The organism is Thioalkalivibrio halophilus (genome assembly GCF_001995255.1).
GTDB lineage: Bacteria > Pseudomonadota > Gammaproteobacteria > Ectothiorhodospirales > Ectothiorhodospiraceae > Thioalkalivibrio > Thioalkalivibrio halophilus.
Genome location: NZ_MUZR01000047.1, coordinates 1 through 24019 on the forward strand (window position 1 = coordinate 1; position 24019 = coordinate 24019).

The 24019-nt window shown below is 68.7% G+C and carries 21 protein-coding genes and 1 pseudogene; 11 read left to right on the forward strand and 11 right to left on the reverse strand.

The annotated features are described in order from the left end of the window. Window positions 1–305: 305 nt before the first annotated feature. The 3 genes from B1A74_RS10565 to proV all read right to left on the reverse strand — a co-directional run bounded on the left by B1A74_RS10565 (window position 306) and on the right by proV (window position 3547). Complete coding sequence (locus tag B1A74_RS10565) at window positions 306–1175, reverse strand: glycine betaine ABC transporter substrate-binding protein (RefSeq protein ID WP_018870509.1); 870 nt, start codon at window positions 1173–1175, stop codon at window positions 306–308. A 75-nt stretch (window positions 1176–1250) separates the two neighbouring features. Further along, window positions 1251–2366: an ABC transporter permease gene (locus B1A74_RS10570; RefSeq protein WP_077244619.1), complete on the reverse strand. Its 1116-nt coding sequence runs from the start codon at window positions 2364–2366 to the stop codon at window positions 1251–1253. 11 nt (window positions 2367–2377) lie between these two features. Continuing rightward, the gene (gene proV / locus B1A74_RS10575) at window positions 2378–3547 is read right to left on the reverse strand and encodes a glycine betaine/L-proline ABC transporter ATP-binding protein ProV (protein ID WP_077244620.1); all 1170 of its coding nucleotides are present in this window, start codon (window positions 3545–3547) and stop codon (window positions 2378–2380) included. Window positions 3548–3762: 215 nt separating this feature from the next. On the opposite strand from proV, the gene trxC reads away from it, so the two are divergent. After that, entirely contained in the window at window positions 3763–4197 is a 435-nt protein-coding gene (gene trxC, locus B1A74_RS10580) for a thioredoxin TrxC (RefSeq protein WP_077244621.1), read from the forward strand. 12 nt (window positions 4198–4209) lie between these two features. Here trxC and B1A74_RS10585 read toward each other — a convergent pair whose 3' ends face one another. The 4 genes from B1A74_RS10585 to B1A74_RS10600 all read right to left on the reverse strand — a co-directional run bounded on the left by B1A74_RS10585 (window position 4210) and on the right by B1A74_RS10600 (window position 7545). Continuing rightward, complete coding sequence (locus tag B1A74_RS10585) at window positions 4210–5172, reverse strand: SLAC1 anion channel family protein (RefSeq protein WP_077244622.1); 963 nt, start codon at window positions 5170–5172, stop codon at window positions 4210–4212. 81 nt (window positions 5173–5253) lie between these two features. Further along, the gene (locus tag B1A74_RS10590) at window positions 5254–6555 is read right to left on the reverse strand and encodes a peroxiredoxin family protein (RefSeq protein ID WP_077244623.1); all 1302 of its coding nucleotides are present in this window, start codon (window positions 6553–6555) and stop codon (window positions 5254–5256) included. Between the two features lie 20 nt (window positions 6556–6575). Further along, window positions 6576–6944, reverse strand: coding sequence for a hypothetical protein (locus B1A74_RS10595; RefSeq protein ID WP_018947639.1), 369 nt, complete (start codon window positions 6942–6944; stop codon window positions 6576–6578). A gap of 79 nt (window positions 6945–7023) precedes the next feature. After that, window positions 7024–7545 (reverse strand): PAS domain-containing protein, encoded by a 522-nt coding sequence (locus B1A74_RS10600; RefSeq protein WP_077244624.1) that lies wholly within the window; start codon window positions 7543–7545, stop codon window positions 7024–7026. Between the two features lie 138 nt (window positions 7546–7683). Between B1A74_RS10600 and B1A74_RS10605 the strand changes: the two genes are divergently transcribed. Continuing rightward, a complete protein-coding gene (locus tag B1A74_RS10605; RefSeq protein WP_077244625.1) occupies window positions 7684–9213 on the forward strand; it encodes an AAA family ATPase in 1530 nt (509 codons plus the stop codon). 27 nt (window positions 9214–9240) lie between these two features. Here the strand turns inward: B1A74_RS10605 and B1A74_RS10610 are convergent, their stop codons facing one another. Then, window positions 9241–10035 carry a transglutaminase domain-containing protein gene (locus B1A74_RS10610; RefSeq protein WP_018947642.1) on the reverse strand — a complete coding sequence of 265 codons (795 nt, stop codon included), beginning with the start codon at window positions 10033–10035 and terminating at the stop codon, window positions 9241–9243. 153 nt (window positions 10036–10188) lie between these two features. Here B1A74_RS10610 and B1A74_RS14610 point away from each other — a divergent pair. The 6 genes and pseudogenes from B1A74_RS14610 to B1A74_RS10640 all read left to right on the forward strand — a co-directional run bounded on the left by B1A74_RS14610 (window position 10189) and on the right by B1A74_RS10640 (window position 15944). Then, window positions 10189–11260 (forward strand): annotated as a pseudogene (locus B1A74_RS14610) (agmatine deiminase family protein). Then, complete coding sequence (locus B1A74_RS10620; RefSeq protein ID WP_077244626.1) at window positions 11244–12227, forward strand: DUF350 domain-containing protein; 984 nt, start codon at window positions 11244–11246, stop codon at window positions 12225–12227. The pseudogene B1A74_RS14610 and the gene B1A74_RS10620 overlap by 17 nt, the downstream one beginning before the upstream one ends. Next, entirely contained in the window at window positions 12224–13426 is a 1203-nt protein-coding gene (locus B1A74_RS10625; protein WP_077244627.1) for a glutathionylspermidine synthase family protein, read from the forward strand. Before B1A74_RS10620 ends, B1A74_RS10625 begins: the two co-directional genes overlap by 4 nt. After that, window positions 13398–14390, forward strand: coding sequence for a hypothetical protein (locus B1A74_RS10630; protein WP_077244628.1), 993 nt, complete (start codon window positions 13398–13400; stop codon window positions 14388–14390). The genes B1A74_RS10625 and B1A74_RS10630 overlap by 29 nt, the downstream gene beginning before the upstream one ends. A 4-nt stretch (window positions 14391–14394) precedes the next feature. Continuing rightward, window positions 14395–15360, forward strand: a complete 966-nt coding sequence (locus tag B1A74_RS10635; protein WP_018947647.1) for a deoxyhypusine synthase family protein — start codon at window positions 14395–14397, stop codon at window positions 15358–15360. 2 nt (window positions 15361–15362) lie between these two features. Next, a complete protein-coding gene (locus B1A74_RS10640) occupies window positions 15363–15944 on the forward strand; it encodes a CAP domain-containing protein (protein ID WP_077244629.1) in 582 nt (193 codons plus the stop codon). A 42-nt stretch (window positions 15945–15986) separates the two neighbouring features. On the opposite strand, the gene B1A74_RS10645 is transcribed toward B1A74_RS10640, so the two are convergent. Beyond that, complete coding sequence (locus tag B1A74_RS10645; protein ID WP_077244630.1) at window positions 15987–17102, reverse strand: GGDEF domain-containing protein; 1116 nt, start codon at window positions 17100–17102, stop codon at window positions 15987–15989. 133 nt (window positions 17103–17235) lie between these two features. Here B1A74_RS10645 and B1A74_RS10650 point away from each other — a divergent pair, with 133 nt between their 5' ends. Both B1A74_RS10650 and B1A74_RS10655 read left to right on the forward strand, forming a co-directional pair. Beyond that, complete coding sequence (locus B1A74_RS10650; RefSeq protein WP_077244642.1) at window positions 17236–18303, forward strand: efflux RND transporter periplasmic adaptor subunit; 1068 nt, start codon at window positions 17236–17238, stop codon at window positions 18301–18303. Continuing rightward, window positions 18300–21458, forward strand: coding sequence for an efflux RND transporter permease subunit (locus tag B1A74_RS10655; RefSeq protein WP_077244631.1), 3159 nt, complete (start codon window positions 18300–18302; stop codon window positions 21456–21458). Before B1A74_RS10650 ends, B1A74_RS10655 begins: the two co-directional genes overlap by 4 nt. Here the strand turns inward: B1A74_RS10655 and amrA are convergent. Continuing rightward, window positions 21407–22003: an AmmeMemoRadiSam system protein A gene (gene amrA / locus B1A74_RS10660; protein WP_077244632.1), complete on the reverse strand. Its 597-nt coding sequence runs from the start codon at window positions 22001–22003 to the stop codon at window positions 21407–21409. The genes B1A74_RS10655 and amrA overlap by 52 nt on opposite strands. Continuing rightward, window positions 22000–22803, reverse strand: a complete 804-nt coding sequence (gene amrB, locus B1A74_RS10665; RefSeq protein WP_077244643.1) for an AmmeMemoRadiSam system protein B — start codon at window positions 22801–22803, stop codon at window positions 22000–22002. The genes amrA and amrB overlap by 4 nt, the downstream gene beginning before the upstream one ends. Before the next feature lie 66 nt (window positions 22804–22869). Here amrB and amrS point away from each other — a divergent pair, with 66 nt between their 5' ends. Beyond that, on the forward strand, window positions 22870–23982 hold the full coding sequence (gene amrS, locus B1A74_RS10670; protein WP_077244633.1) for an AmmeMemoRadiSam system radical SAM enzyme: 1113 nt from the start codon (window positions 22870–22872) through the stop codon (window positions 23980–23982). Window positions 23983–24019: the final 37 nt, after the last annotated feature.

Genomic DNA, 24019 nt, shown 5'->3' on the forward strand with positions numbered 1-24019 from the left:
GGCCAGCCTCTGGCCGATTCGGCGCAGGAGATTCCCCGAACGCAAAATCGGCCGGAGGGCCGGCCTCCTGCCGGGGCAGGGTCTGGCCGTAGGAGGCCAGCCTCTGGCCGATCCGGCGCAGGGGTAGCCCGGATGCGGAATCGGCCGGAGGGCCGGCCTCCTACGTGGCCGGGTGCAACCGTAGGAGACCAGCCCCCTGGCCGATTAGAGGCCCGATCGGGGAGGGCGCCGGATATAAAAAAGGCCCGACCAGAAGGCCGGGCCCGGGGGCAGCGCGAGGCTGCCGGAGCGTTCCCTGGACGGGATCAGTTACGGGCGCAGGCCACCCATTCGTCGACCAGCCCGGCCTCGTCATTGAAGAACTTGTCCACCGCGTGGCCGGTGGACTCCTCGTCGGCCAGGTACATGTACTCGTTGAGCAGGTCGATGTCGATGTTCATGCAGCCGGCAAAGGCGGCGACCTCGGGATGGTCGTCGGCAAAGCCGGTGCGCGACATGGCGTGGATGGATTCGGCACCGCCCAGGGCACCCTTCGGATCCTCGAGGTATTCAAGCTCGTAGGCACCCAGCTTCCAGTGCGGGCTCCAGCCGGTGACCACGATGGCGTCGTCACGACGGATGGCGCGGTCGAGCGCGGCGGTCATGGCGGCGTCGGAGGCCTCGATCAGGGTGTAATCCAGCTCGTATTCCTCGATGGTGTCGTGCGACAGACGGGTCAGGCCGGCGCCCGGGTCGATGCCCTGGATCTCGCCGTTCAGGCGATCGCGCCATTCGTCATCGCGCAGGTCTTCGATGGAGGTCAGGCCTTCGGCGTGCAGCGAGGCGGGCACCAACCAGCCCAGCTTGGCATTGTCGTACAGCACGCCCAGATCGACGATGTCATCGCCGAACTGGTCGATGTAGTCCTCGTGGGTGATCGGCTGCCAGGACATCAGCATCAGGTCGAGGTCGCCCCCGGCCAGACCGGCGTACTGCGGGGCGATGTCGGTCTGCACCAGCTCCACGCCGGTGTCCAGGCGTTCCTGGATCACGCGGTCGGCGACCTGGGTGATGAACTCGGCATCGGCCCAGGCGGTCCAGCCGATGCGCACGTCGTCCGCCTGTGCGGCGGAGGTCGCCATGCCCAGGGACAGGGCGGCGGCCGTGGCGGTCGTCAGCAGTTTCTTCTTCATCATGGTTACGGTTCTCCTTGTTGCTTCTTGAGCATCCGGCCGCCGGGATTCGGGGCGGCCGCGTGGATGAACGGATGATCAGGCATCGGCCTTCTGTCGGCCGCTGAAGAACCAGCGCAGCAGATTGCCGTAGGCATTGCCCTCGCGCCGGCGCTGGCCAAAACTCTGACTGATACGGTCGAGCAGGATCGCGAGGAATACCACGGCCAGACCGCCCTCGAAGCCGACGCCGACCTGCAGACGCTGGATGCCGGTGAGCACGGTGCCGCCGAGGCCGCCGGCGCCGATCATCGACGCGATCACCACCATCGACAGCGCCAGCATGATGGTCTGGTTGATGCCAGCCATGATCGACGGCAGCGCCAGCGGCAGCTGGATCTTGAACAATAGCTGACGCGGGGTGCAGCCGAAAGCCTGGCCCGCCTCCACGTGCTCGCGGCTGACCTGGCGGATGCCGAGATTGGTCAGACGCACCGCCGGCGGCATGGCGAAGATCAGCGTGGCGATCGCGCCGGGCACGGTCCCCAGGCCGAAGAAGATCGCCGCCGGGATCAGGTACACGAACGGTGGCATGGTCTGCATCAGATCCAGCACCGGGCGCACCAGCATCTCCACGGTGTCGTTGCGCGACATCGCGATGCCGATCGGCAGGCCGATGATCAGGGCGGCAATGGACGAGGCCACCACCAGCGAGAGCGTCCGGATGGTCTCCGGCCACAGCTCCATCGAGAAGATCAGCAGCAGCGCCACCGCCGCGAACAGGCCGAAACGCCAGCCGACCCGCCAGATCCCGCCAAGAACAATCAATACGGCGAGTACCCAGGGTGGCGGGAACCACAGCAGCGCCTGAACGGTTTCCGAGAACACCCCGAGGCCAAAGGCCACGAGCAGCGCGCCGGTGGTGATGGCTCCGATCTTGTGTCCGAAGCGCATCCATACGCCTGCGGCAATCAGGAAGGCGGTCAGCCACAGCGGGTAAAGCAGGAGGAACTCGGTCGCGTCCACCAGGGCGCGGATGACCGCCTCGATCCCGTCCAGCAGCCCCTCGAGGTTGTCGCTGATCCAGTCGACCCCGTCCTCGATCCAGTCACCGATGGTGATCGGTTCCAGTACGGTCTCGCTGAACCACTCGGCCAGTGATTCGACCGGTCCGACGGTTTCGTGGTCCTGGATGTCCGGTTCGTCTTGCGTCATGGGGGATGGGCCTACTGATGGGTCCGGTCGAGGGTTTGCAGGAGGTCGCGCTGCGACAGGGTCCCGATGAAACGGCCGTCTTCCACCACGACCAGCGGCCAGTCACTGGCGGCGGCGCGGCCGAGGACATCGGACATGGCGGTAGAGGCCTCCACCGTGTCGATGCCGTCGATGCGTGCGGCGTCGAGATCGGCGGCGTCCGTCAGGCTGCGTGCGGAGACCAGGCCGCGGAAGCGTGCCCCTTCGTCCAGCAGCACGGCACAGCCATCGGCACCCAGCTGCTGCCGGGCCCCGGCGGCGTCCGCCTGCCCGGTCTGCAGCAGTGGCATGGCATCGTGGCGGGCGATATCGCCGGCGGAGTACACCTGGCTCACGTCCACGCCGTAGAAGAACGAGCGGACGTAGTCGTTGGCGGGGTTCGACACGATCTCCTGCGGCGTGCCGATCTGGACCACCTGCCCGCCCTGCATGATCGCGATGCGGTCGCCGATGCGCATGGCCTCGTCGAGATCGTGCGAGATGAATACCACCGTCCGGCTCCGCTGTTCCTGCAGACGCATGAGCTCGTCCTGCATCTCGGTGCGGATCAGCGGGTCCAGCGCGGAGAAAGCCTCGTCCATCAGCAGGATGGTGGGGTCGGTGGCCAGGGCGCGGGCCAGGCCGACACGCTGCTGCATGCCGCCGGAGAGTTCGTCGGGGTAGCTGTTGGCGTGCGCGCCCAGGCCCACGGCCTCCAGTGCCTGCAGGGCCCGTTCTTGCTGGCGGGCACGATCGAAACCGGAGACGTCCAGGCCCAGCGAGGCGTTCTCGATGACGGTCTTGTGCGGGAGCAGGGCGAACGACTGGAACACCATCGACATGTCGCGCCGGCGCAGGTCGATCAACTGCCTGCGGCTCATGCGGGTGATGTCCTCGCCGTTCACGTACAGGTGGCCGGCGGTGGGCTCGATCAGGCGGTTGAACATCCGGACCATGGTCGACTTGCCCGAGCCGGACAGACCCATGATCACGAAGACCTCGCCCTCGCGGATGCTGAAACTGGCCTCGCGCACGCCCACCGTATTGCCGGTGCGGGCGAAGATCGCATCCTTGTCCAGACCCTGCTCCATCAGTTCCAGGGCGCGGTGCGGGCGCGGCCCGAAAATCTTGTAGAGATCTTCTACGACGAGCTTGTCACTCATGCGCGTACCGTTCGGGGTTCGGGTGGGGCGTTGTGGTGCGGCTCGCGGGCCGGGTGCTTCCGGCGGTTCTGCATATACTGATACAGAAGTTGTCGCTTTCCTGCAACGTGTTCCCCGTATTTGCAGGGAAGTGCATGGATCTGTGGTGCCTGTCCCGGTCTTTTCGGCGCCGGACTGCTATACAAAGAGGCAGAGGTCCGCGATTCGAGTCAAGTATGGATGAAACGCTGCATGTCGTCTGCCCGCATTGTGACGCGGTGAACCGGATACCGTCCGGCCGCATCGCCGAGGCGCCGGGCTGTGGCCGATGCCACGGGGCGCTGTTCATCGCGCGCCCTGCGGAGCTCAACGGACACAATGTCGACCGTCATCTGGAACGCAGCGACATCCCGGTGCTGATCGATTTCTGGGCGCCGTGGTGCGGGCCGTGCAAGATGATGGGTCCTGAATTCGAGCTCGCGGCCGCCGAGCTGGAGCCGCGGGTGCGGCTGGTGAGGGTCAACACGGACGCCGAGGAAACCCTCGGCAAGCGGTTCGGGATCCGGAGTATCCCGACCCTCGCGCTGTTCGAACAGGGCCGGGAAGTGGCCCGGCAGCCGGGGGCGATGCGCGCCCCCGACATCATCCGCTGGGTCCGCGACGAGCTCTGACGCGTCCCCGGCCTACTCGGGGCGGCAGATCTCGCCGGCGCGGGCCGCCTTCAGGGTGCGGAGCGCCAGGCCGACGATCAGGATGGTGGTCAGGGCCAGCAGGATCACGCCCAGGGTTTCCATCAGCGGCAGGGCCGCATGCCTGCCGAATTCCATCGTGGCGATGCTGAATGCCGCGACCGGGAACGAATACGCCCACCAGGAGAGGAAGAAGGGCAGGCGGAAGAACGCCGGCAGCCGCACCAGCAGAAGCAGGAACAGGAACGCGCCGATGTAGTAGAGGATGCGCGCGAAGGCGTCCACTTCGCCGGTCAGTTCGAGCCAGGCGAGAAAGCCCACCGCCGGGGGCGCCAGCAGGATGGCCAGGGTCGGCATCATGCGCTCGGGCAGCGGGTCGTGGAAGATGAAGCGATAGAACACCAGCGTCATCAGTACGATCCAGAACACCAGGCCGATGCTGAAGAAGAACCAAGACAGTTCGACCAGGCCGAAGGCCACGCCGGGCAGCGGGATCAGGATGTTCCCCACCACCGGAATGAACCAGGCCGGATTGATCGACTCGATCGGCATCGGCTGGGCACCGGTCCAGCGCGCCATCGCGACCAGTGTCAGCAGCAGATGGCCAATGATGCCGACGATCCACAGGGCCAGCGCCCAGCCTTCGGCCACCGGCAGCCAGAGCATCGACAGCAGGATCAACGAGATGGAGGTGGCGGCGAAGAAGTTCAGCTTGACCGGATGGTTGAACTCTTCTTTCACCTTGTCCGGCCAGCCCTTGAGTTTCGACAGGTAGGCGATCGCGAGGAAGATGAACAGCACCGTGGTCAGTCCGGTCAGTGCCGCACTGATCGTGGACGGGCCGTCCCAGACGATTTCGCCGGTGCGCCAGGCCAGGGTCAGGCCGGCCATGCCCATCACGGTGGCGAACAGGGGTACGGGCAGGTTGGGGAGTCGTCCCTCGGTGTTTTCCGTCATGATCGTCCTCGCTTCCGTTGTGGTGTCCGTATCCTAGGGAAACCCGGATTAATGTGCACGTTCGCGCCCGGCGTTTGCCGGCTACTCCTCCAGCAGGTCGCGGATCTGTTCGACGACCCCGGGTTCCATCCATTCGATGGCCCCGTACAGGGCATAGCGCACGCGCCCCTCGCGGTCGACCACGTAGCTGGTGGGGAAGGCGAGGGCGCGCCAGTCTTCCAGCGACTCCTGCTGCGGGTCGAGCAGAATGGTGAAGTCGGTCTGCACCTCGTCCTCGATGAATGCGCGGATGGTGTCTTCCGGTTCGCCCAGGTTCACCGCGAGGATGCGAAAGCCCTCGTCGCGCAGTTCGTCTTCCAGGCGCTGCATCGATGGCATCTCGTGTACGCAGGGCGGGCACCAGCTGGCCCAGAAGTTGATGAGAATGACCTCGCCGCGGTAGCCGCGCAGGTTGTGTTCCTCACCGGCCAGATCGGGACGGATCAGTTCCGGCGCGTCCGGTTGCTGTTCCACCGGGTTCAGGCGGGCGTCGGTGCCCGACGGGGTGCGCACCGCGAGGTCGACATCCGCCGCCGGCACGCGCGGCTCGCGTGCCGAGGGCGTGCGGGCCAGCAGGTCCATGCCGCGCAGCAGTTCGCCCGGCAGCGCCTCGCGTGCGAGGCGTTCGGCGGCGGTGGCGTCCGGCCGGAAGAAATAGCGGTCGCGCAGCTCGGGGAGCAGCCTCACGCCCACCGAACTGCCGGCTTCGGCCAGCGCCGCGCGCACGCGGCCCAGGTGCTGGAACTGCGGAGATTGTACGGGCTGCAGGATGAAGACCGGCAGGTTGCTGTAGTGGACGATCGGCTGGAGCTCGGGCTCGGCGGCGTCCGCCCCGGTATGCAGGAACGGGCTGAGCATCAGCACGCCGGCGAGATCCTCCGAGCCGGGGTTGGCCTGCTGCCACTGGTGCAGCCCGGTGAGCAGCCAGGGCCAGGCCCGGTCGCTTGCAAGGACGAACACCGGGCGCTCGGTCTCCTCGCGTGCGGCGTCCAGCAGATCCGGTACGGTGGCCAGCGGCATGTCGTCGAACGAAGAGGCGGCCTCCGGCAGGAAATGCCCGGTGAACGGATCCGTGAGCCAGACTTCCACGCCGCGTGCCTGCAGGGCCAGGGCCTGTTGGCGGTGCTCGTCCTGCAGGCCATGCTCGGAGGGAAACCACAGCAGGACGGGGCCGTGGTCGGCGGGGTAGCGCTGCACCGGGACGGGCTCACCCCCGGCGGTGACGGTGGCGGCCGGGGGATCGGCAAGGGCCGTTCCCGACCCGGCAATCCCGGCCGTCAGCAACAGCAGGCACAGCGCCGGCAGCAGCCGCAGGACGGGCAGGCGAACGCCTCGGGGCCTCATCCGGGCTTGCGTAGAGGGGATCAGTCGGCGGGCGCGCGCTCGACGCGGTCACGCGAGCGCAGGTCGCCGGAGGTGCGCTCCAGCTCGCGATCCAGGGTCAGAACCATGGTGTCGTCGCTCTCTTCCATGGTGACCTGATCGGCATCCACACCCGGCGGCGGGAGCTGCGGGCGGAATTCCGTGACTTCGGCCGAACCCGGCGCTTCGCTGCCCGGCCAGTCCAGTTGAGACCAGTCCGCCTGGGTTACCGTGGCCACCGGGGAGTCGTAGCCCGGCGGGGCCCAGAACGCCAGCACCGCGGCGGTGGCTGCCACCAGCAGGTTGAGCGAACGGCGCCGGGCGCGCAGCTCGCGTTCCTGTTGCCGGGGATCTTCCTGGATGGCGTGCATGGATCGAGGCCTCGAAAACGTTGTTCTCACGGACTCAAACGTTACGCTGGCGGCGACCGTGCTGCAACATACCCGCGCGCTATACGGATTTCATGACCCAGTCGGTCAGGTGGCGGAAACCGCGCTTGCGCATGGCCTTCTGGATCGCCTGATAACCGGCCTGGACCTGTTCTTCCCTGGGGTATTTCTGTTCCACGGCGAGGATGTCGGCATAGATCTTCGACCATTCCTCGACGGCCTCGCGTTTGGGGCGGATGCGCACCGAGCTGTAGCCGGTGACCTCGCCGCTGGCCGAGGTGCGCGGGGCCACCCGCACGAACACCCAGTAGTTGTCGCCGCTCTTCGCGCGGTTGTTGACGAAACCGAAGAACTCGTCGCCTCCCTGGATGATCTGCCACATCGCATAGAAGGCGGAGCGCGGCATGTGCGGGTGGCGGACGATGCTGTGCGGGGCGCCGATCAGTTCCTCGCGGCTGTACTGCGAGATGCGCACCATGGTGTGGTTGGCCAGGTCGATGACGCCGCGGGTATCGGTGCGGGACTGGATCGTGTCGTGTGGATCGAGAATGATTTCATGCCCGGTCAGGCTGCGGTCGACCATGCTGGCCCCCTCGTTCTGTTGTGTGAAAAGAATCACAACCATCAGGGGGCGGTCAAACCCGGGGCTGCCGCGGGCGGGTATCCGGAAGCTCCGGAAGCAGGTCTATACTGGGGCCATTTTCCACAACCAGGAGCGCGCATGGCGGGGAAGCGGAGTCCGACGGTGGAACGGATCCTGCGCGGGCTGCGTTCGCGTTATCCCATCATCTACCTGCAGGGCTGGGACGAGGACCGCATCGAGCGGCTGTTGCAGCAGGTGGCCCGCAAGTACTACGGAGAGGAGGGACGTCTGCAGGTGTGGTCCGCCGCGCGCGGCTTTGCCGCACCGGAGGAGGCGGCTTCCGGCGCGGCGGTGGAGGCCGAGCCGGCCGTCCACGATCCGGAGGACGCGCTGGCGCGGATCGCGGGGCATCGTGATCCGCCGCGCATGAGCCTGTTCAAGGATCTGCCGGTGTGGTTCGACCAGCGCCCCGGGCTGGTGCGCGGGCTGCGTGATCTTTACTACGAGCTGAAAGGCACCAGCAATGTGGTGTTCGTCAGCTGCCCGCAGCTGCATCTGCCGGACATCATCAAGAAGGAGATCTTCCTGGTCGACGTGGATCTGCCCACCGAAGAGGAGCTGCTGGAGTTCCTCGAGGGTCGTCGCGGCGCCGAGGCCCATTCGCGCGAGCTGCTGTTCCGTCTGGCGGCGGGCATGCGCGGGCTGTCGCTCAACGAGGCCGGCCACCTCGCCTCGCGCCTGCTGCGCATGCAGGACGTCGACGAGGATACCCTGCTGCGCGAGGTGCAGGAGGAGAAGGGCCAGATCCTGCGCAAGGAGAGCGTGCTGCAGTTTTACCCGCCGCAGCGCTCGCTGGAGGACATCGGCGGTCTGGATGTGCTCAAGGAATGGGTCACCACGCGCGCCGACCTGTTCTCGGAAAAGGCCTACGAGGACGGCGTGCCGCTGCCCGCCGGGGTGCTGTTCATGGGGGTGTCGGGCTGCGGCAAGAGCATGGCGGCCAAGGCCATTGCGGCGGCCTGGGATCTGCCGCTGGCGCGGCTGGACATGAGTCTGGTGCTGTCAGGCAGTTTTGGTACGCCGGAGTACGCGTTCGCCCGCGCGACCCGCATCGCCGACGAGATCGCGCCGGTGGTGCTGTGGATCGACGAGCTGGAGAATGCCTTCGGCTTCGACTCCACCGGCAGCGGCGGTAACGTGAACATTTTCTCCAGCTTCCTGACGTGGCTGCAGGAGAAGTCGCCCAGGGTGTTCGTCGCGGCTACTGCCAATCGCATCGAGCTGATGCCGGCGGAGCTGATGCGCAAGGGCCGCTTCGACCAGCTGTTCTTCCTGGATCTGCCCAACGCCGACGAGCGCCGGGAGATCCTGGAACTGCACATTCGCCATCATGGTGGCGATCCGGACCAGTTCGACATGGGGTATCTCACCGCCACCACCAAGGAGTGGAGCGGGGCCGAGATCGAGCAGCTGGTGCGTTCGGCCCGCATCGAGGCCTACCGCGAGGGGCGGACGTTCAATCAGAAGGACATCATCCGGGCGGCGATCAGCACGGTCCCGCTGTCGAAGACCATGGTCGAGCAGATCCGTGAGCTGCGGAACTGGAGCTTCAAGCGTGCGGTGAATGCCTCGAAATCCGAGAGCAAGAAGAAGCCGGCCGGTTCCTGAGGTCGGCTCCTGAAACCGGCGCCCGGGTCAACCGGCCGGCGTCAGGGTCTCCACCGAGACCTCCATGCGCGTGGGGATCGCCGGGGGGCCGAACAGATGATAAAGCGGGACATCGGCCGCGTCGCGCCCGTAGGCCAGGCGTACCCGCCTGTTGCCAGGCCGGGCCTGGGTCGGGTCGAAGGTGTGCCAGCGCCCGCCGACCCAGGCCTCGAACCACGCGTGCAGGTCCATCGGTTCCAGGTCGTGCACGTACCCTGCGGTGATCCGTGCGGGGATGCTCAGGCTGCGACAAAGGGCCATGCCCAGATGGGCGAGATCGCGACACACCCCACTGCCGCGCGCCAGGACCTCGCTGGCGGAGATCGGGGTCGGGTCGGTTTCCGTGCGGTATTCGATGTGGCTATGGATCCAGCGCGAGATCGCGGTGACCTGTTCGTGGCCCGGGCGGCAGCCACCCACGATTTCCCAGGCCTTCCGGCCCAGCCGGTCCGCTTCGCAGAAGCGACTGGGCAGGAGGTAGACCAGCACGTCGTCGGGCAGTTGTTCGACCGGGACGAACAGCGCGTCGGTGACGTGAACCGGCTCCGGGCGGATGCGCACATCGGCGCTGACATGGATCGAGAATGGTCCGGCCGGCGCCATCAGCCGCTGGCACAGGTTGCCGTGGCGGTCGGTGTATTCGGCGACGTCGATGTCGGGGGTAACCCGATAGCGATCGGCGGCCACCCATTGATGGGCGTCGCTGCGCGGGCGCAGGAGCAGCAGCATCGGGCTGGCCGCCGTCAGATGCATGTCCAGTTCGCTGGTGACCCTAAGCCACATGTGGTTCCGGCTCCTCGCCCGTAATTGTGACGACTGTTCATCGCAGTGTAACGCGTGCCGGAGTGGTCCGGTGGAGGGCTTCGCAGGGTTGTGGCATTATCCGCGCCCGGAGTGTGACCTTCGGGGTGTCTTCAAGGGGGGAGGGGAGAGGTCATGGGGGCGGTGCCGGCGGCAGCGGATACGGACGATCATGTTGCGGGTGCGGCGAGAACGCATCCGACCGCACCCGTCCGCAGGTTTCCGGCGGAGTGGGAACCGCGAGGCGGCACGCTGCTCGCATGGCCGTCCGCGGAGCAGGCCTGGCGCGGGCAATACGCCGGCGTGCTGGCGGCCTTTCGGGAGCTGGTCGCCGAGTTGCGCGAGGTGGAACCCGTATGCGTGCTGGTATCGCCCGAGGAACGCGAAGATGCGGGTGCGTTGCTGGGGGGCGAGGACGGGATCTCGCTGCGGCTGGAGCCGCTGCCGGTCAACGACATCTGGATGCGCGATGCCGGCCCCCTGTGGGTCCGCGAGGGTTCACGGACGTTGCTGGTCGACGGTGGCTTCAACGGCTGGGGCAACAAGCACCCCTGCGAACTGGATGCGCTGGCCCCAGCGGCGCGAGCGCCTGCCGCTGACGCTGGAGGGGGGCGCGCTGGAATCCAGCGGGGCCGGGGATCTGCTGACCACCGAATCGGTGCTGGGCGCGCCCGCGCGTGACAATCCCGACATGCCGGAGATGGAACGGGCCCTGCGCACGACCCTGGGCGTGCGGCGGGTGCACTGGCTGCCGCGTGGCCTGAGCGGGGATGATACTGACGGTCATATCGACAACCTGGCCCGTTTCGTGGCCCCGGATCGCATCGTGGCGATGCGTTCGGCAGACGGGGCGCACCCGGACGCGGCGATGCTGGAGGACATGCATCGGCGTCTGAGCGCGCTGGATCTGGTGACCGGCCCGCCCGAGGTCGTGAGTCTGCCGGCCCCCGTGCTGCAGGGTCCCGATGATGAATGGCTGCCGGCGAGTTACGCCAATTTCTACATCGCTCCCGGGCGCGTGATCGTGCCGCAGTTCGGCGTACCGGAGGATGCGATCGCGCTGGGGGTGCTGGCCGACTGCCTGCCGGACCACCGGCCGGTGGGTCTGGATGCCCGCGCGCTGGTGCATCTCGGGGGCACCTTCCATTGTATGGCCCAGCCGCTGGGCGTGTTTCCGGATGGGGCGCAAGATGCACACGGATCATAAAGTCTATCTGTTGCAGAAGATGATCGGGCCCCTGATGATCGGGGTGTGGGTCGGCGCCCTGTCCGCGGTCTTCTTTTATGAGGCCGACATCTTCTGGCCGGACACCGGTGTGGTGTTCGGGATGGCGCTGGTCATCTCCTTCTTTGGCCTGCTCTGGAACCGCGCCTCGCGCCTGCACCCGTTGTATCGGCGGGGCAATGCGGCGATCGGCGCGGTGCGTCTGGGGATCATCCTGGGTTTTGCATGGTGCCTGTGGGTGCTTGTGCATCACGCCGACCCGACCATCGAGGGGTTCTGGTTCGTGCTCTACGCCCTGATGGCGTTCGCCGCGATCAAGGTCTTCGGACAGGTGGCCGGGCAGCTGTTCGGCCCGCGCCTGCAGGTGGACGTGTTCGAGCGTGGCAATCTTGCCGCCGGGGTCTTCCTCGGTGCGTTCGTGCTGGCGACCGGGATGATCTTCGGCGGCGCGAGCTGGGGCGATCTGGAGGCCGGCGGGCTGGAGTACGGCTGGGTCTTCGAGGTGCTGCCGGGCTACGAGGATGGCTGGTGGATCACCCCGTGGTTCTTCGGCATGGGCTGGCTGATCCTGGTCTTGACCCTGGGGCTGTGGATCCGACGGGAGAAGACCGACTTCTACCGCCGTGTGGTGCGCGATCGCAACATGGAGGACGCCAAGGCGGCCGCCTATTTCATGATCGCCTGTGCGATCACCCTGACCTACGCGGTACACGGCGACTATCGCGGATTCGCCGATGCCCTGATCGGATTCAGCGTGATCGCCCTGCCGGTGCTGGGCCACGAGGTGATGCGGCCGCCCGCGCCGGCCCATGCCGGCAATCAGGCCGGCGACGAAGGCGTGCCGGCGGTCCGCTCGCGCGATCGCGAGGGCGGGGTCTACATCCTGCTGGCGCTGGCCGGAGTCGTGCTGGCACCGCTGGTCTCGACCCTGCTGGGACTGCGCGGGTGAGAACCGAACCCTGGCCGCTGGAGCCGCCGCAGGTGCGCCGCCTGCTGGAACGGCTGTCCCTGCAGCTGGGCAAGTGGGACATGCACCAGGCCGGCGACCCCACGGTGCTGCCGGATTTTCTGGTGCTGGGCGCCGAAGAGCACCGGGCGCTGGTGCGGCGTGCGCAGACCGCCCGGGCGGCACAGTGCGAGATGGAGGAGGCGGTGCGCACTCAGCCGGCCTGTCTCGAGGCGGTGGGGGTGCCGGCCGAACTGTGCGAGGTCGTGGCCACGGCGCCCGCCCCCGGACCGCGGCTGACGCGCTGTGACTTCCACTGGAGCACCGACGAATGCTGGCGGATCAGCGAGTTCAATCAGGACGTGCCCGGCGGGCTGGCCGAGACCGCGGAGCTGGACGCCACCGTCGCCGCGGCGACGGGCGTGCGCGGGATGCAGCCGGCCGGGGACCTGGCCGCGGCGATCACCGCCGCGCTGGCGCCGTGGCCGCGCATCGGCCTGGTCCACGCGACCGCATGGTCGGTGGATCTGCAGCAGGTCGCCGCGGTGGCGCGATGGCTGGAAGCGGCCGGGCATGCGACGGTCATCGGCTCGCCGGCCAATCTGCAGTGGCGTGATGGCCGTCCGCACCTGTTCGATCGGCCGGTGGATGCGCTGTTCCGGCATTACCCCGCGGAATGGATTCCCGGGCTGCCCGACCCGCAGGCGTGGCTGCGGGTTGCGCAGGAGGTGCCCTGCATGAACCCGCTGACCGCCGTGGTGGCGGAGAGCAAGCGCTTTCACGCGGCTCCGGCCGAACATGCGCTGGGCCTGTCCGAGGCCACGCAGGCCACGCTGGCGCGTGACTTCACCCGTTCGTGCTATCCCCGGGCGGAGGGGCGTGACGCCTGGCTGGCCGCGCGCGAGGAATGGGTGCTGAAACGCACCTACGGACGCATGGGCGAGGGCATCCGGATTGGCGCCGCGCTGTCGGCGCAGGCCTGGGACGAGGCCCTGGATACCGCGCTGCAGGACCCGCAGGGCTTCGTCCTGCAGGAATTCTTCGAACCCGCACCACTGTGGTTTTCCCATGGCATGGGCTACCCCGTGGTGGGGGTCTTTCTCGTCGACGGCGAGTTCGCCGGGTATCACACCCGGGTCAGCCGTCATCCCGTGATCCAGCATGATGCGAGCTATGTCCCGACGATGGTTACAACTGCTTGAGCGCCTCGGGTCCCCGCTGGGGACCGGCACCGAAGACCCCGATGCCGCACCGCCGGTGGAGGGTCAGACGGTCTCCGAAGACTGGCGTGACTACATGCACCATGAACGGCTGTACCGCCTGTACGGGCCGCACCCGGAAGGGGCGTGGCGGCCGTATCACTGCCCGACGCTGTTCGCCGGGATCGATCGCCTCAAGCTGCAGCCACACGAGCAGCGGCTGCACGAGCGGATTGCCGCCGAGCGCCCGCCGGGTACCTGGGACTGGTTGCGCCCGGATACCCTGACGGTGGTGGATCTGCCGGGCGGTCTGAGCGTGCAGATGGCGGCGACGCTGTTTGCCGAAGGGACCTGTCAGCTGATCGCGACCTTCGATCACTGGCCGCGGGCCAACTCCGAGCCCGCGGGCATGATACGCCGGCTGGACGCGGAACCCACGGCCGCGCCCCCGCACGCGGGGGATCCCCGCATCATGGTCGACTCGCGTGAAGTCGTGAACGCGATGGTGACCATGGCCCCGCGTGTGGCGGCGCGCTGGGCGCGCGGCGTGCCCGCGGACGCGCCGCCGGTGTGGGTCTGCGATGCCCGCCGTCTGACGTCCGCGACGCCGGGCCCCGGCGATTACGACAACCGCTATTTCATCGATGACTCCATCCTCCCCGGGCCGGAGAGCCTGCGCTCCGCCGGTATCGCGCGGGTCGTGCACGTGGCCGCGGACGCCGATGCCACGCCCGAGGACGATCTGGCCAACTGGCTGCACGAGCTCTACACCGCCGGCTTCGACACCGCCCGCATGACCCTGGGCGACCCCGAGACCTGGGTGATCCCGATGCCGATCATCCCGGCGCCGGGCGCGCCCATCGCCGGCCGGGTGAGCAACCGCTCCGATCGCGGGGGGTTCGGTCAGACCATCTCCGAGCGGGGCAGCTCGGGCGGCGTCTACTCGGGCGCCGGGGCCGGGGGCTGAGCGGATGCAGGTCGCAGAGTTCATCGAGCGCCATTACGGGCATTTCAACGCCCGCGAGCTGCGCGCGGCCGCGCGCGCCTGGCGCGACCACGCCGACGCCGGCGGGCGCATGTTCCTGTCGATGTCGGGAGCGATGTCCAGCGCCGGGTTCGGTCGCATCCTCTCGCGCGCGATCCGCGCCGGCCTGATCCACGGGATCGCCTGCACGGGCGCGAATCTCGAGGAGGACGCCTTTCGCCTGATCGGCGCCGACACCTACGAGACCCTGCCGGACTGGCGCACCCTCGGGCCGCAGCGCGAGGCCGAACTGTACGCCCGCGGGGTCAGCCGGGTGACCGACATCGGCATCCCGGAAACGGTGATGCAGACGGTGGAGTCGCTGCTGATCCGGCGCTGGGAGGCGGCGGCGCGATCCGGGCGCCAGGCTTCGCCCGCCGATTACCTGCAGGACGTGCTGCGCGACGCGTGGCTGCGCGAACGCTTCATCGAGCCCGAGGCCAGCTGGCTGCTGGCCGCCGATGAATGCGGCGTCCCGATCTGGACCCCCGGCTGGGAAGACTCCTCCACCGGCAATGCGTTTTCCGCCGCGGTCATGCGCGGTGACGTGGCCCGCCACGACTGCGTGGAGCCGGGTACGGCACAGATGAACCGCCTGGTGCGCTGGTATCTGGAGAACTGCGACCCGGCCCCCGGGATTGGTTATTTCCAGATCGGCGGCGGCATCCCGGGCGACTTCGCGATCTGCGTGGTGCCGCTGATTACCCGCGAACTGGGTCTGGAGGATACCCCGACCTGGGGCTATTTCTGTCAGGTCACCGATGCTGACAGCACCTATGGCGGCTATTCCGGGGCACCACCGGACGAGAAGATCACCTGGGGCAAGCTGCGCCCCGGGACCCCGCGCTTCGATATCCATTCCGACGCGACCATCGTCGCGCCGCTGATCCTGGCCTACATGCTGGAGGACTGACCTTGCGACGCCTGCCGATCCCGCGCCCGGCCGCATGGCCGAGCCTGTTGCCCGTTGTGCTGCTGCTTCTCGTCAGCGGCTGTGCCACGCCTCCGTCGCCGGGCGAACGTCTGGTGGAGACGGTCAACGAACACCGCGAGGATCGGGGGCTGGAACCGGTGGCCTGGTCACCCGCGCTGGCGGAGGTCGCAAAGATCCATCTGGAGGATCTGGAGTCCGCGGATGCCGCGGAGGGCGAACAGTGCAACCTGCACAGCTGGTCCGATGACGGGGACTGGACGGCCTGCTGCTATCGCCCTGGCGACGAGGCTTCGGCGGAGTGCATGCGGCGCAAGCCGCGTGAGATTACTGGCGAGGACTACCCTCATGCGGGTTACGAGATCGCGGCCTGGCGCAGTTCCGGCATGGACCGGGAGGAGGCGCTGCGGATCTGGCGCGATAGCGACGCGCATCACGAGGTGATGGTCAATCGGGGCGTATGGTCCGAGGTCGAATGGGAGGCCATCGGCGCCGCGCTGTCGGAGGAATATGCCCTGGTGTGGTTCGGCGAGGAGCCCGAAGGTGACTCGGGCGGTGCCGAATAGCGAACGGGACGGCGTCCCGCATGCGCCGCTCGCGGGGTGTGTTCAGGTGCCGGGTAGCGGGTCGGGCGGGGGAACGACGCGGTTGCGGCCTGCGGCCTTGCCGGCGTAGAGCTGGCGGTCGGCGCGGGCGAGGAGGGAGTCGCGGTCGTCTTCCGGGGTGAATTCGGCCACGCCCAGGGTGGCGGTGATGCCGAGGCCCGCCACGGGCTCCTCGGCCAGGGCCCGCCGGCAGCGCTCGGCCAGCGCCGTGGCTTCCCGCAGGTCGATGCCGGGGGCGACCACCAGGAGTTCCTCGCCGCCCCAGCGGGCGGTCAGGTCGCTGTCGCGCACGCGCGCCTGCAGCCGGGCGGTGACCTCGCGCAGCACCCGATCGCCATGGGCATGGCCGTGGGTGTCGTTCACGTCCTTGAAATGGTCAAGATCGGCGATGATCACGCTCATTGGCTGCCCGTAGCGGCGCGCATAGGCAATCTCGCGTTCCAGCCCGGCCTCGGCGGCGCGGCGGTTGGCCAGGCCGGTGAGCGGATCAGTGGTCGCCCAGTCGTGCAGGATCTCGGCGCGCAGCAGGGCGCGCTGCAGCTGGTCGCGCATCCCGGCGACCGCGGCCAGCAGGGCCAGCAGCAGGCCGAGGAACACATGCACGCGCACCAGGTACATCAGGGTCTCGGCCGCGGGCGGGGCGGCTGCCATGTATTCCCGCAGGGCCCCGGTGACCGTCAGCAGGATCGAGATCCCGAGGATGACGATCCCGGCGATCATGCCGCGGCGCCGGTCGAGCATCACGAAGGCGCCGGCGACCAGCAGTCCCACGGCCCAGAAATGGCCGCCGACCAGCACCATCAGTTGCTGCTCGATCCCGGCGGCGAAGTGCATGTGCCAGGCCAGCCGCCCGAGGATCAGCGCGGAGGCGACCAGTACCATCAGCCCTTCGAGGTGTTCCAGCGTCAGCCATTGCCGCCACAGCACCACCAGCAGCCCGGCGAGGACAGCCGCGAACGGCGGATAGACCCGGGCCAGGAAGGGATCGTCGGGTCCGCGGAACCACCAGCTGAGCAGGGTGATCGCGATCCCGCCGACAAGTACCAGCGCATATACCAGGCGCTTGCGGGCCCGGAGTTCACGGATTTCGGTGCTGGGTTCGTCCGGTTGTTCGGTCATCAGGGGGCTGTCGCGTGCGGGCGCGGGGCCCGTTTCCGGGGTGCCGGCCGACAGGTGGTCGCCGCCCCGTTTATAGTGATAAGGCATAGTGACATTTTAAACGCGGGCGGGCCATGGCGAGAGGCGACCCATGATGGCGGGATACGGACGGTGGATCGCGGCCGGGAGCATCGTGCTCCTGACGGTGGCCTGGATCGCTTCGGGAGTGCTGACCCGCGAGCCGCCCGCGGAGCCGGAGCCGCGGGCGGCACAGCCGATGGCGGTGGCGGTGGAAAGCCGGGCGGCCGAATCGGTGGAGCGCATCCTGGTCCTGCAAGGACAGGTGGAACCCGACCAGCGGGTTCACGTGCGCGCCGAGACCGAGGGGCAGGTGGCCGAATGGGCGGTGACACGCGGTGCTGACGTGGTGGCGGAGGATCTGCTGGCCCGCCTGCGCATCGACGACCGCGAGGCCCAGCGTCGCCAGGCCATCGCGCGCGAGCGCGGCGCCGAGAGTGATTTCGAGGCGACCCGGCGGCTGCATCAGCAGGGGCATGCCTCGCGCACCGAGCTGGAGGCGCGCGAGGCCGAACTGGAGGCGGCGCGTGCCGCGCGCGAGGCGGTCGAGCTGGATCTGCGCAACACCCGCATCCGCGCGCCGCTGGCGGGCATCGTCCATCAGCGGCTGGCGGAAGTCGGGGACTTTGTCGGCCGCGGCGATCCGGTGGCCGAGATCATCGACAATGACCCGCTGCGGGCGGTGGTGCAGGTGCCGCAGCACCAGATCGGGCGGGTCGAACGCGGGCAGACGGCGCGCATCCGCTTCCTCGACGGGCGCACCGCGGAAGGCGAGGTGCGCTTCGTCGCGCGCGTGGCCGAGCCGGGCTCCCGCACCTTCCGTCTCGAGGTCGAGGTCCCCAATCCCGATGGTGCGCTGCCGTCGGGCCTCAGCGCCGGTGTGGAGATCCCCACCGACATCGTCCGGGCCCATCGCGTGTCGCCGGCGGTCATGTCCCTGGGCGATGACGGCCGCGTCGGGGTGAAGACCGTCGACGACGCCGATCGGGTGGTCTTCCACCCGGTGGAAGTCGTGCGGACTGCGGCCGAGGGCGTGTGGGTGACCGGTCTGCCGGACGAGGTCCGGGTCATCACTGTGGGGCAGGGCTTCGTGACCGAGGGCGAGCGGGTGCGTCCGCAGGCGGCCGGGGAGACCGAGCGGTGAATGCGCTGATCGCCTGGGCGGTGACGCATGCCCGGACGGTCCTGCTGTTCCTGCTGCTGATCCTGGTCACCGGGTCCATGGCCTGGGTGGTGGCGCCGAAGGAGGCCGCTCCCGAGATCGACATCCCGATCTTCTTCGTTTCCGTGCCCTACCCGGGGATCTCGCCGGAGGATGCCGAACGCCTGATGGTGCAGCCGCTGGAGCGGGAGCTGCAGGGGCTTCCGGGGGTGGACGAGATGCAGTCCTGGGCCGGCGAGGGTTTCGCTCTGCTGCGAATCGATTTCGAACCCGGCTGGGACAACCGCCAGGCTCTGTCGGATCTGCGCGAGGAGGTCGATCTGGTTCGTCCGGAGCTGCCGGACGGGGCCGAGGAGCCGTCGGTGTCCGAGGTGGACCTGTCGCTGTTTCCGGTGGTGACGGTGAATCTCTCGGGGCCGCTGGAGGAGCGCACGCTGGTGCGCCTGGCACGCGAGCTGCGCGACCGCGTGGAGGCGCTGCCCGGGGTGCTGGAGGCCGACATCGGCGGCGACCGCGAGGAGCAGATGGAGGTGCTGGTCGATCCGCTGGTGCTGGAGACCTACGAGCTGTCCTTCGGCGATCTGAGTCGCGCGATCGAACGCAATAACCGGCTGGTGGCCGCCGGCGCGGTGGACACCGGGGTGGGACGCATCCCGTTGCGGGTGCCGGGCACCATCGACGACATCGATGACGTGCTGGACACCGCGGTACGGGTGGAGAACGACACCGTGGTGCGCGTGCGCGACGTGGCCGAGGTGCGCCGCAGTTATCGCGATCCGGAGGGCTTTACCCGCATCGACGGGCAGCCGTCGGTGTCGCTGGAGATCCGCAAGCAGACGGACGCCAATATCCTCGAAGTGGTGTCGGCCGCGCGCGCGACCATCGAGGCCTCGCGCGCCGAATGGCCCGACTCGCTGGAAGTGACGTATACCCAGGATCAGGCGAAGGATGTCGCCGATCTGCTGGGTGACCTGGAGAACAACGTGATCACCGCGGTGCTGATCGTGGCCCTGGTGATCCTGGTGATGATGGGCGGGCGCGCCGCGCTGCTGGTGGGGCTGGCGATCCCCGGCGCGTTCCTCGGCGGGATTCTGGCCATTCACCTGCTGGGCTTCACGCTCAACATCGTCGTGCTGTTCGCGCTGATCCTGGTGGTGGGGATGCTGGTGGACGGCGCGGTGGTGGTCGTGGAACTGGCGGACCGCTATATCGCCGAGGGGCGCGGGCGGGTCGAGGCCTTCCGCGCCGCGGCCCAGCGCATGGCCTGGCCGATCACGGCCGCCATCGCGACCACTCTGGCGGTGTTCGCGCCGATGCTGTTCTGGCCGGGGATGGTGGGCGAGTTCATCGTTTATCTGCCGGCGACGGTGATCGTGACCCTGATCGCCTCTCTGGCAATGGCGCTGGTGTTCATCCCGGTGCTGGGTTCGGTGATCGGCCCGTCGCGGCCGATCAACGCGGAACAGACGCGTTTCGTGCGCGCGGCGGAGGAGGGTCGCTTCGCCGAACTGCACGGCATCACCGCCCGCTACATCCGCATCCTGCGGCCGCTGGTGGACCGGCCGGGGCTGACCCTGGGGGCCACGGTCGGGTTGCTGGTCCTCGCGTACGCCGCCTATGCGAGTTTCGGTCGCGGGGTGGAGTTCTTCCCGTCGATCGAGCCGGAGAACGTGCAGGTCCAGGTGCAGGCCCGCGGCGATCTCTCGGTGCGCGAGGCGGACGCGCTGGTGCGCCAGGTGGAGGGCCGCCTGATGGCGTCGCCCGAGGTGAAACACGCCTATGCCCGCACCCTCGGGACCCAGCTCGCGCGCCTGCAGGGCGATTATCCGCAGGACGTGGTCGGGGTGATCCAGCTGGAACTGACCCACTGGCGCACCCGCCCGCCGGCGGAGGCGGTCATCGCCGAATTGCGCGAGCGCACCGCGGATCTGCCCGGACTGCGGCTGCAGTTCCGGGCGCAGGAACACGGCCCGGGCGAGGGCCGGCCGATCCGCATCGTCGCCTCCGGCGAGCAGCCCGGGCGCATCCCGCCGGTGATCCGCGAGATCCGCGCGCAGATGGACGAACTGGGGGGCTTCGAGGACATCGGCGACGACCTGCCGCTGCCCGGGGTGGAGCTGGAGGTGCGCTTCGACCGCGAGCAGGCGGCGCGTTTTGGTGTGGACGTGCCACTGCTGGGCGACGGCGTGCAGCTGCTGACCGACGGCATCCTGCTGGGGAGCTGGCGCCCCGATTTCACCGACGAGGAGGTGGACATCCGCCTGCGGCTGCCGGCCGAGCAGCGCCACCTGCAGCAGCTGGCCAATCTCAACCTGCCGGCGCCGGGCGGGCTGGTGCCGCTGGCGAATTTCGCCGAGCTGGTGCCGGTCCCGGCCACCGGGCTGATCAAGCGCCTCGACGGCCAGCGCGCCTACACCATCGAGGCGGATGCCGCGCCCGGGTACCTGGTGGACGAACGGGTGCGGGCGCTGCAGGCACGGCTGGACACCCTCGAGCTGGATGACGCGGTGGAGATCCGGTTCCGCGGCGAGGCCGAGGAGCAGGAGGAGGCGGCGCGCTTCCTGCTGGGGGCCTTCGCGATGTCGCTGTTCCTGATGCTGGCGATGATGGTCACCCAGTTCAATCGGTTCTCCCAGGCGCTGCTGGTGATGTCCGCCATCGTGTTCTCCACCGCCGGAGTGCTGCTGGCGCTGCTGGCGCGCGGCGAGCCGTTCGGCATCGTGATGAGCGGGATCGGCGTGCTGGCGCTGGCGGGGATCGTGGTCAACAACAACATTGTGCTGATCGACAACTACAACGAGCAGCGCGGGCGCGGCCTGACGGCGCACGAGGCGGCGCTGCGGGCGGCGGCGCAGCGCATGCGGCCGGTACTTTTGACCGCGATCACCACCATCCTTGGCCTGCTGCCGATGGTGCTGGCCTGGACCGTGGATTTCGCCGGCCGGGATTTCTACATCGGCGCCCCGGTGACGGGCTTCTGGATCCAGCTGGCAACGGCGATCGCCGGCGGGCTGCTGTTCGCGACCCCGCTGACCCTGCTGTTCACCCCGGCGATGCTGGTGCTGCTGGATCGCATGCGCGGGCGCTATGAGTCATTGCGCGTATCCATGCGTCCGGGGAACTCCAGCGAGCCGTAGCGCCAGGCCCGCAGGCCCTCGGGCCACGGATGGCGCGGCAGGCCGGCCTTGCGCAGCAGGGCGTCGACGAAGGCCTCCGGATCGGGCAGGGATTCCCAGACCGCCGGGAGGAAGGTGGCGCGCCGCGGCCCCGCCTGCAGGATCAGCCCGTCCTCGCGCGGGCGCAGCCGGTCCAGCAGGGTGTGGCGACTGGTGGCCTCCAGTGGCTCGGACGGCCCCAGCAGGGTCACCGAGTACTCCAGTCCTGCCAGTTCGGGCGCGGTTAGTGGCGGGAAGCGCGGGTCGCGGGTGGCCGCGGCGACCGCGTTGTGCAGCACGTCTTCCGCCAGCGGACGGCGCGCTTCCAGCGAGCCGATGCAGCCACGCAGCTCACCCCCGCACTTGAGGGTCACGAAGCTCGCCCCGGGGGCATTCAGGGGCGCGGGTTCCGCCTCCGCGAGGAGCTCGGGCGCGGGGCCGTCACCGGCGGCGTGGCGGATGGCGTCGCGGGCCAGTCCGGTCAGCCGTTCACGCGCCGGAGTATCGGGTTCGAACGGGACCGTCATTGCAGGGCCCAGGCGCCGTAACCCACCACCTGGTCGCGCGGTCCGGCGGTATCCGCCGAGGTGCGCCGGTCCAGGGTGGTGATGCCCAGTCCGCGGCGTCGCGCGGCCCGCAGCAGCCCGGCCAGCGGGTGGCAGCCGCAGGCGTCTTCCGGCCCCAGCGCGGTGTCATCCATGCGCTCGATGACCTGCTGGGTAGCCGCATCCAGGCGCTGTGCGGTCGCCTCGTCGTGGAAATGCGACAGGTCCGAACTCACCACCACCAGCGTGCCGGGGTCGTCCCACAGCCGGTCGAGCACCGCCTCGACCTGGTCCGGGGACGCATCGCCGACGACCAGCGGGACCAGGCGGAAGTCCCCGAGCACGACCTGCAGGAACGGCAGCTGGGCCTCCAGGCTGTGTTCCGGGCCGTGGGCGGCGTCCAGGGACTGCACGCCAGGCAGCCCGGCGAGGGCATCCACGGCTTCGCGGTCCACCGGGATGTCGCCCAGCGGGCTGCCGTAGTAGGCGCTGTCGGTGGTGGCGATTCCGCGAAACGGCACGCGATGCGAGGGCCCGAGCAGGACCACGCGCCGGATGCGGCCGGCCAGCGGACGCACTCGGGCGTAGGCTGCCGCCGCGACCGGCCCGGAGAACGGGAAACCGGCATGCGGGGCGACGATCGCCCGGGGCGCCGGGGCATCCGCCTCCGGCGGCGACACCTCGGCGAGAAAGCGCTCCACCATCTGCCGCAGCGCGGCGGCCTCGGCGGGGTAGAAGCGCCCGGCGACGGCGGGTTCGCGGATGGCGGTGGTGGCGGACATTTCGGGCTCCACAAAATCGGGACTCATGCCTTGAATTGTGGGACCTCGGGGACCACATTCAAGGGTATGAGCCGTACCACCGATACCCCGCAGCATGACGCCTTCACGGTGTCCACCCGCTATTGGCACGCCCTTGACGACGGCCGTGTGCAGTGTGACCTGTGCCCGCGTTTCTGCAAGCTGAAGGAGGGCCAGCGCGGCGCCTGTTTCGTGCGTGCGCGCCTCGACGACGAGGTGGTGCTGACCAGCTATGGCCGCTCTTCCGGTTACTGCGTGGACCCGATCGAGAAGAAGCCGCTGAACCATTTCCTGCCCGGGACGCCGGTGCTGTCGTTCGGGACCGCCGGCTGCAACCTGGCCTGCAAGTTCTGCCAGAACTGGGACATCAGCAAGTCGCGCGAGGTCGATACCCTCGCCGACCGGGCGGATCCGGAGACCATTGCGCGGGCGGCCGAGGCGCTGGAATGCCGCTCGGTGGCGTTCACCTACAACGATCCGGTGATCTTCCACGAATACGCGATCGACGTGGCGGCGGCCTGTCGTGCGCGCGGGATCCGCACGGTGGCGGTCACCGCGGGCTACATCACCGAGGCCGCGCGCGGCGAGTTCTTCTCCGCGATGGATGCGGCCAACGTGGATCTCAAGGCATTTACCGAGCGCTTCTACCACCGCCTGACCGGCGCGCATCTGCAGCCGGTGCTGGATACCCTGGAATGGCTGGTACACGAGACCGACGTGTGGACCGAGATCACCACCCTGCTGATCCCCGGAGAGAACGACAGCGATCCCGAGATCGTGGCGATGGCCGACTGGGTGTACCGGCATCTGGGTCCGGAAGTGCCCATGCACTTCACCGCCTTCCACCCCGATTTCCGCATGACCGACCATCCGCGCACGCCGCCGGAGACCCTGCAACGGGCGCGCAACATCGCCCGCGAGCGGGGGCTGCATCACGTGTATACGGGGAACGTGCACGACCGCGACGGGCAGAGCACCTGGTGTCCTTCCTGCGGGCAACGGCTGATCGGGCGCGACTGGTACCGGCTGTCGGACTGGAACCTCACCGCCGATGGCTGCTGCAATGCCTGCGGGGCGGCCGTCGCCGGGGTGTTCGAGGCGCGGCCGGGGGACTGGGGGCCGCGTCGCCAGCCGGTGCATCTGGCGGATTTTGCCCGCTGACCGGCGCCGACCCGGGTTTCGGCGAGTCCCTCGGCGT

Bases quoted from the DNA above. Each gene is read 5' to 3' on its own strand.
- B1A74_RS10565 (WP_018870509.1), bottom strand. From the start codon at position 1,175: ATGATGAAGAAGAAACTGCTGACGACCGCCACGGCCGCCGCCCTGTCC.
- B1A74_RS10570 (WP_077244619.1), bottom strand. From the start codon at position 2,366: ATGACGCAAGACGAACCGGACATCCAGGACCACGAAACCGTCGGACCG.
- proV (WP_077244620.1), bottom strand. From the start codon at position 3,547: ATGAGTGACAAGCTCGTCGTAGAAGATCTCTACAAGATTTTCGGGCCG.
- trxC (WP_077244621.1), top strand. From the start codon at position 3,763: ATGGATGAAACGCTGCATGTCGTCTGCCCGCATTGTGACGCGGTGAAC.
- B1A74_RS10585 (WP_077244622.1), bottom strand. From the start codon at position 5,172: ATGACGGAAAACACCGAGGGACGACTCCCCAACCTGCCCGTACCCCTG.
- B1A74_RS10590 (WP_077244623.1), bottom strand. From the start codon at position 6,555: ATGAGGCCCCGAGGCGTTCGCCTGCCCGTCCTGCGGCTGCTGCCGGCG.
- B1A74_RS10595 (WP_018947639.1), bottom strand. From the start codon at position 6,944: ATGCACGCCATCCAGGAAGATCCCCGGCAACAGGAACGCGAGCTGCGC.
- B1A74_RS10600 (WP_077244624.1), bottom strand. From the start codon at position 7,545: ATGGTCGACCGCAGCCTGACCGGGCATGAAATCATTCTCGATCCACAC.
- B1A74_RS10605 (WP_077244625.1), top strand. From the start codon at position 7,684: ATGGCGGGGAAGCGGAGTCCGACGGTGGAACGGATCCTGCGCGGGCTG.
- B1A74_RS10610 (WP_018947642.1), bottom strand. From the start codon at position 10,035: ATGTGGCTTAGGGTCACCAGCGAACTGGACATGCATCTGACGGCGGCC.
- B1A74_RS10620 (WP_077244626.1), top strand. From the start codon at position 11,244: ATGCACACGGATCATAAAGTCTATCTGTTGCAGAAGATGATCGGGCCC.
- B1A74_RS10630 (WP_077244628.1), top strand. From the start codon at position 13,398: ATGTCCCGACGATGGTTACAACTGCTTGAGCGCCTCGGGTCCCCGCTG.
- B1A74_RS10635 (WP_018947647.1), top strand. From the start codon at position 14,395: ATGCAGGTCGCAGAGTTCATCGAGCGCCATTACGGGCATTTCAACGCC.
- B1A74_RS10645 (WP_077244630.1), bottom strand. From the start codon at position 17,102: ATGACCGAACAACCGGACGAACCCAGCACCGAAATCCGTGAACTCCGG.
- B1A74_RS10650 (WP_077244642.1), top strand. From the start codon at position 17,236: ATGGCGGGATACGGACGGTGGATCGCGGCCGGGAGCATCGTGCTCCTG.
- amrA (WP_077244632.1), bottom strand. From the start codon at position 22,003: ATGACGGTCCCGTTCGAACCCGATACTCCGGCGCGTGAACGGCTGACC.
- amrB (WP_077244643.1), bottom strand. From the start codon at position 22,803: ATGTCCGCCACCACCGCCATCCGCGAACCCGCCGTCGCCGGGCGCTTC.
- amrS (WP_077244633.1), top strand. From the start codon at position 22,870: ATGAGCCGTACCACCGATACCCCGCAGCATGACGCCTTCACGGTGTCC.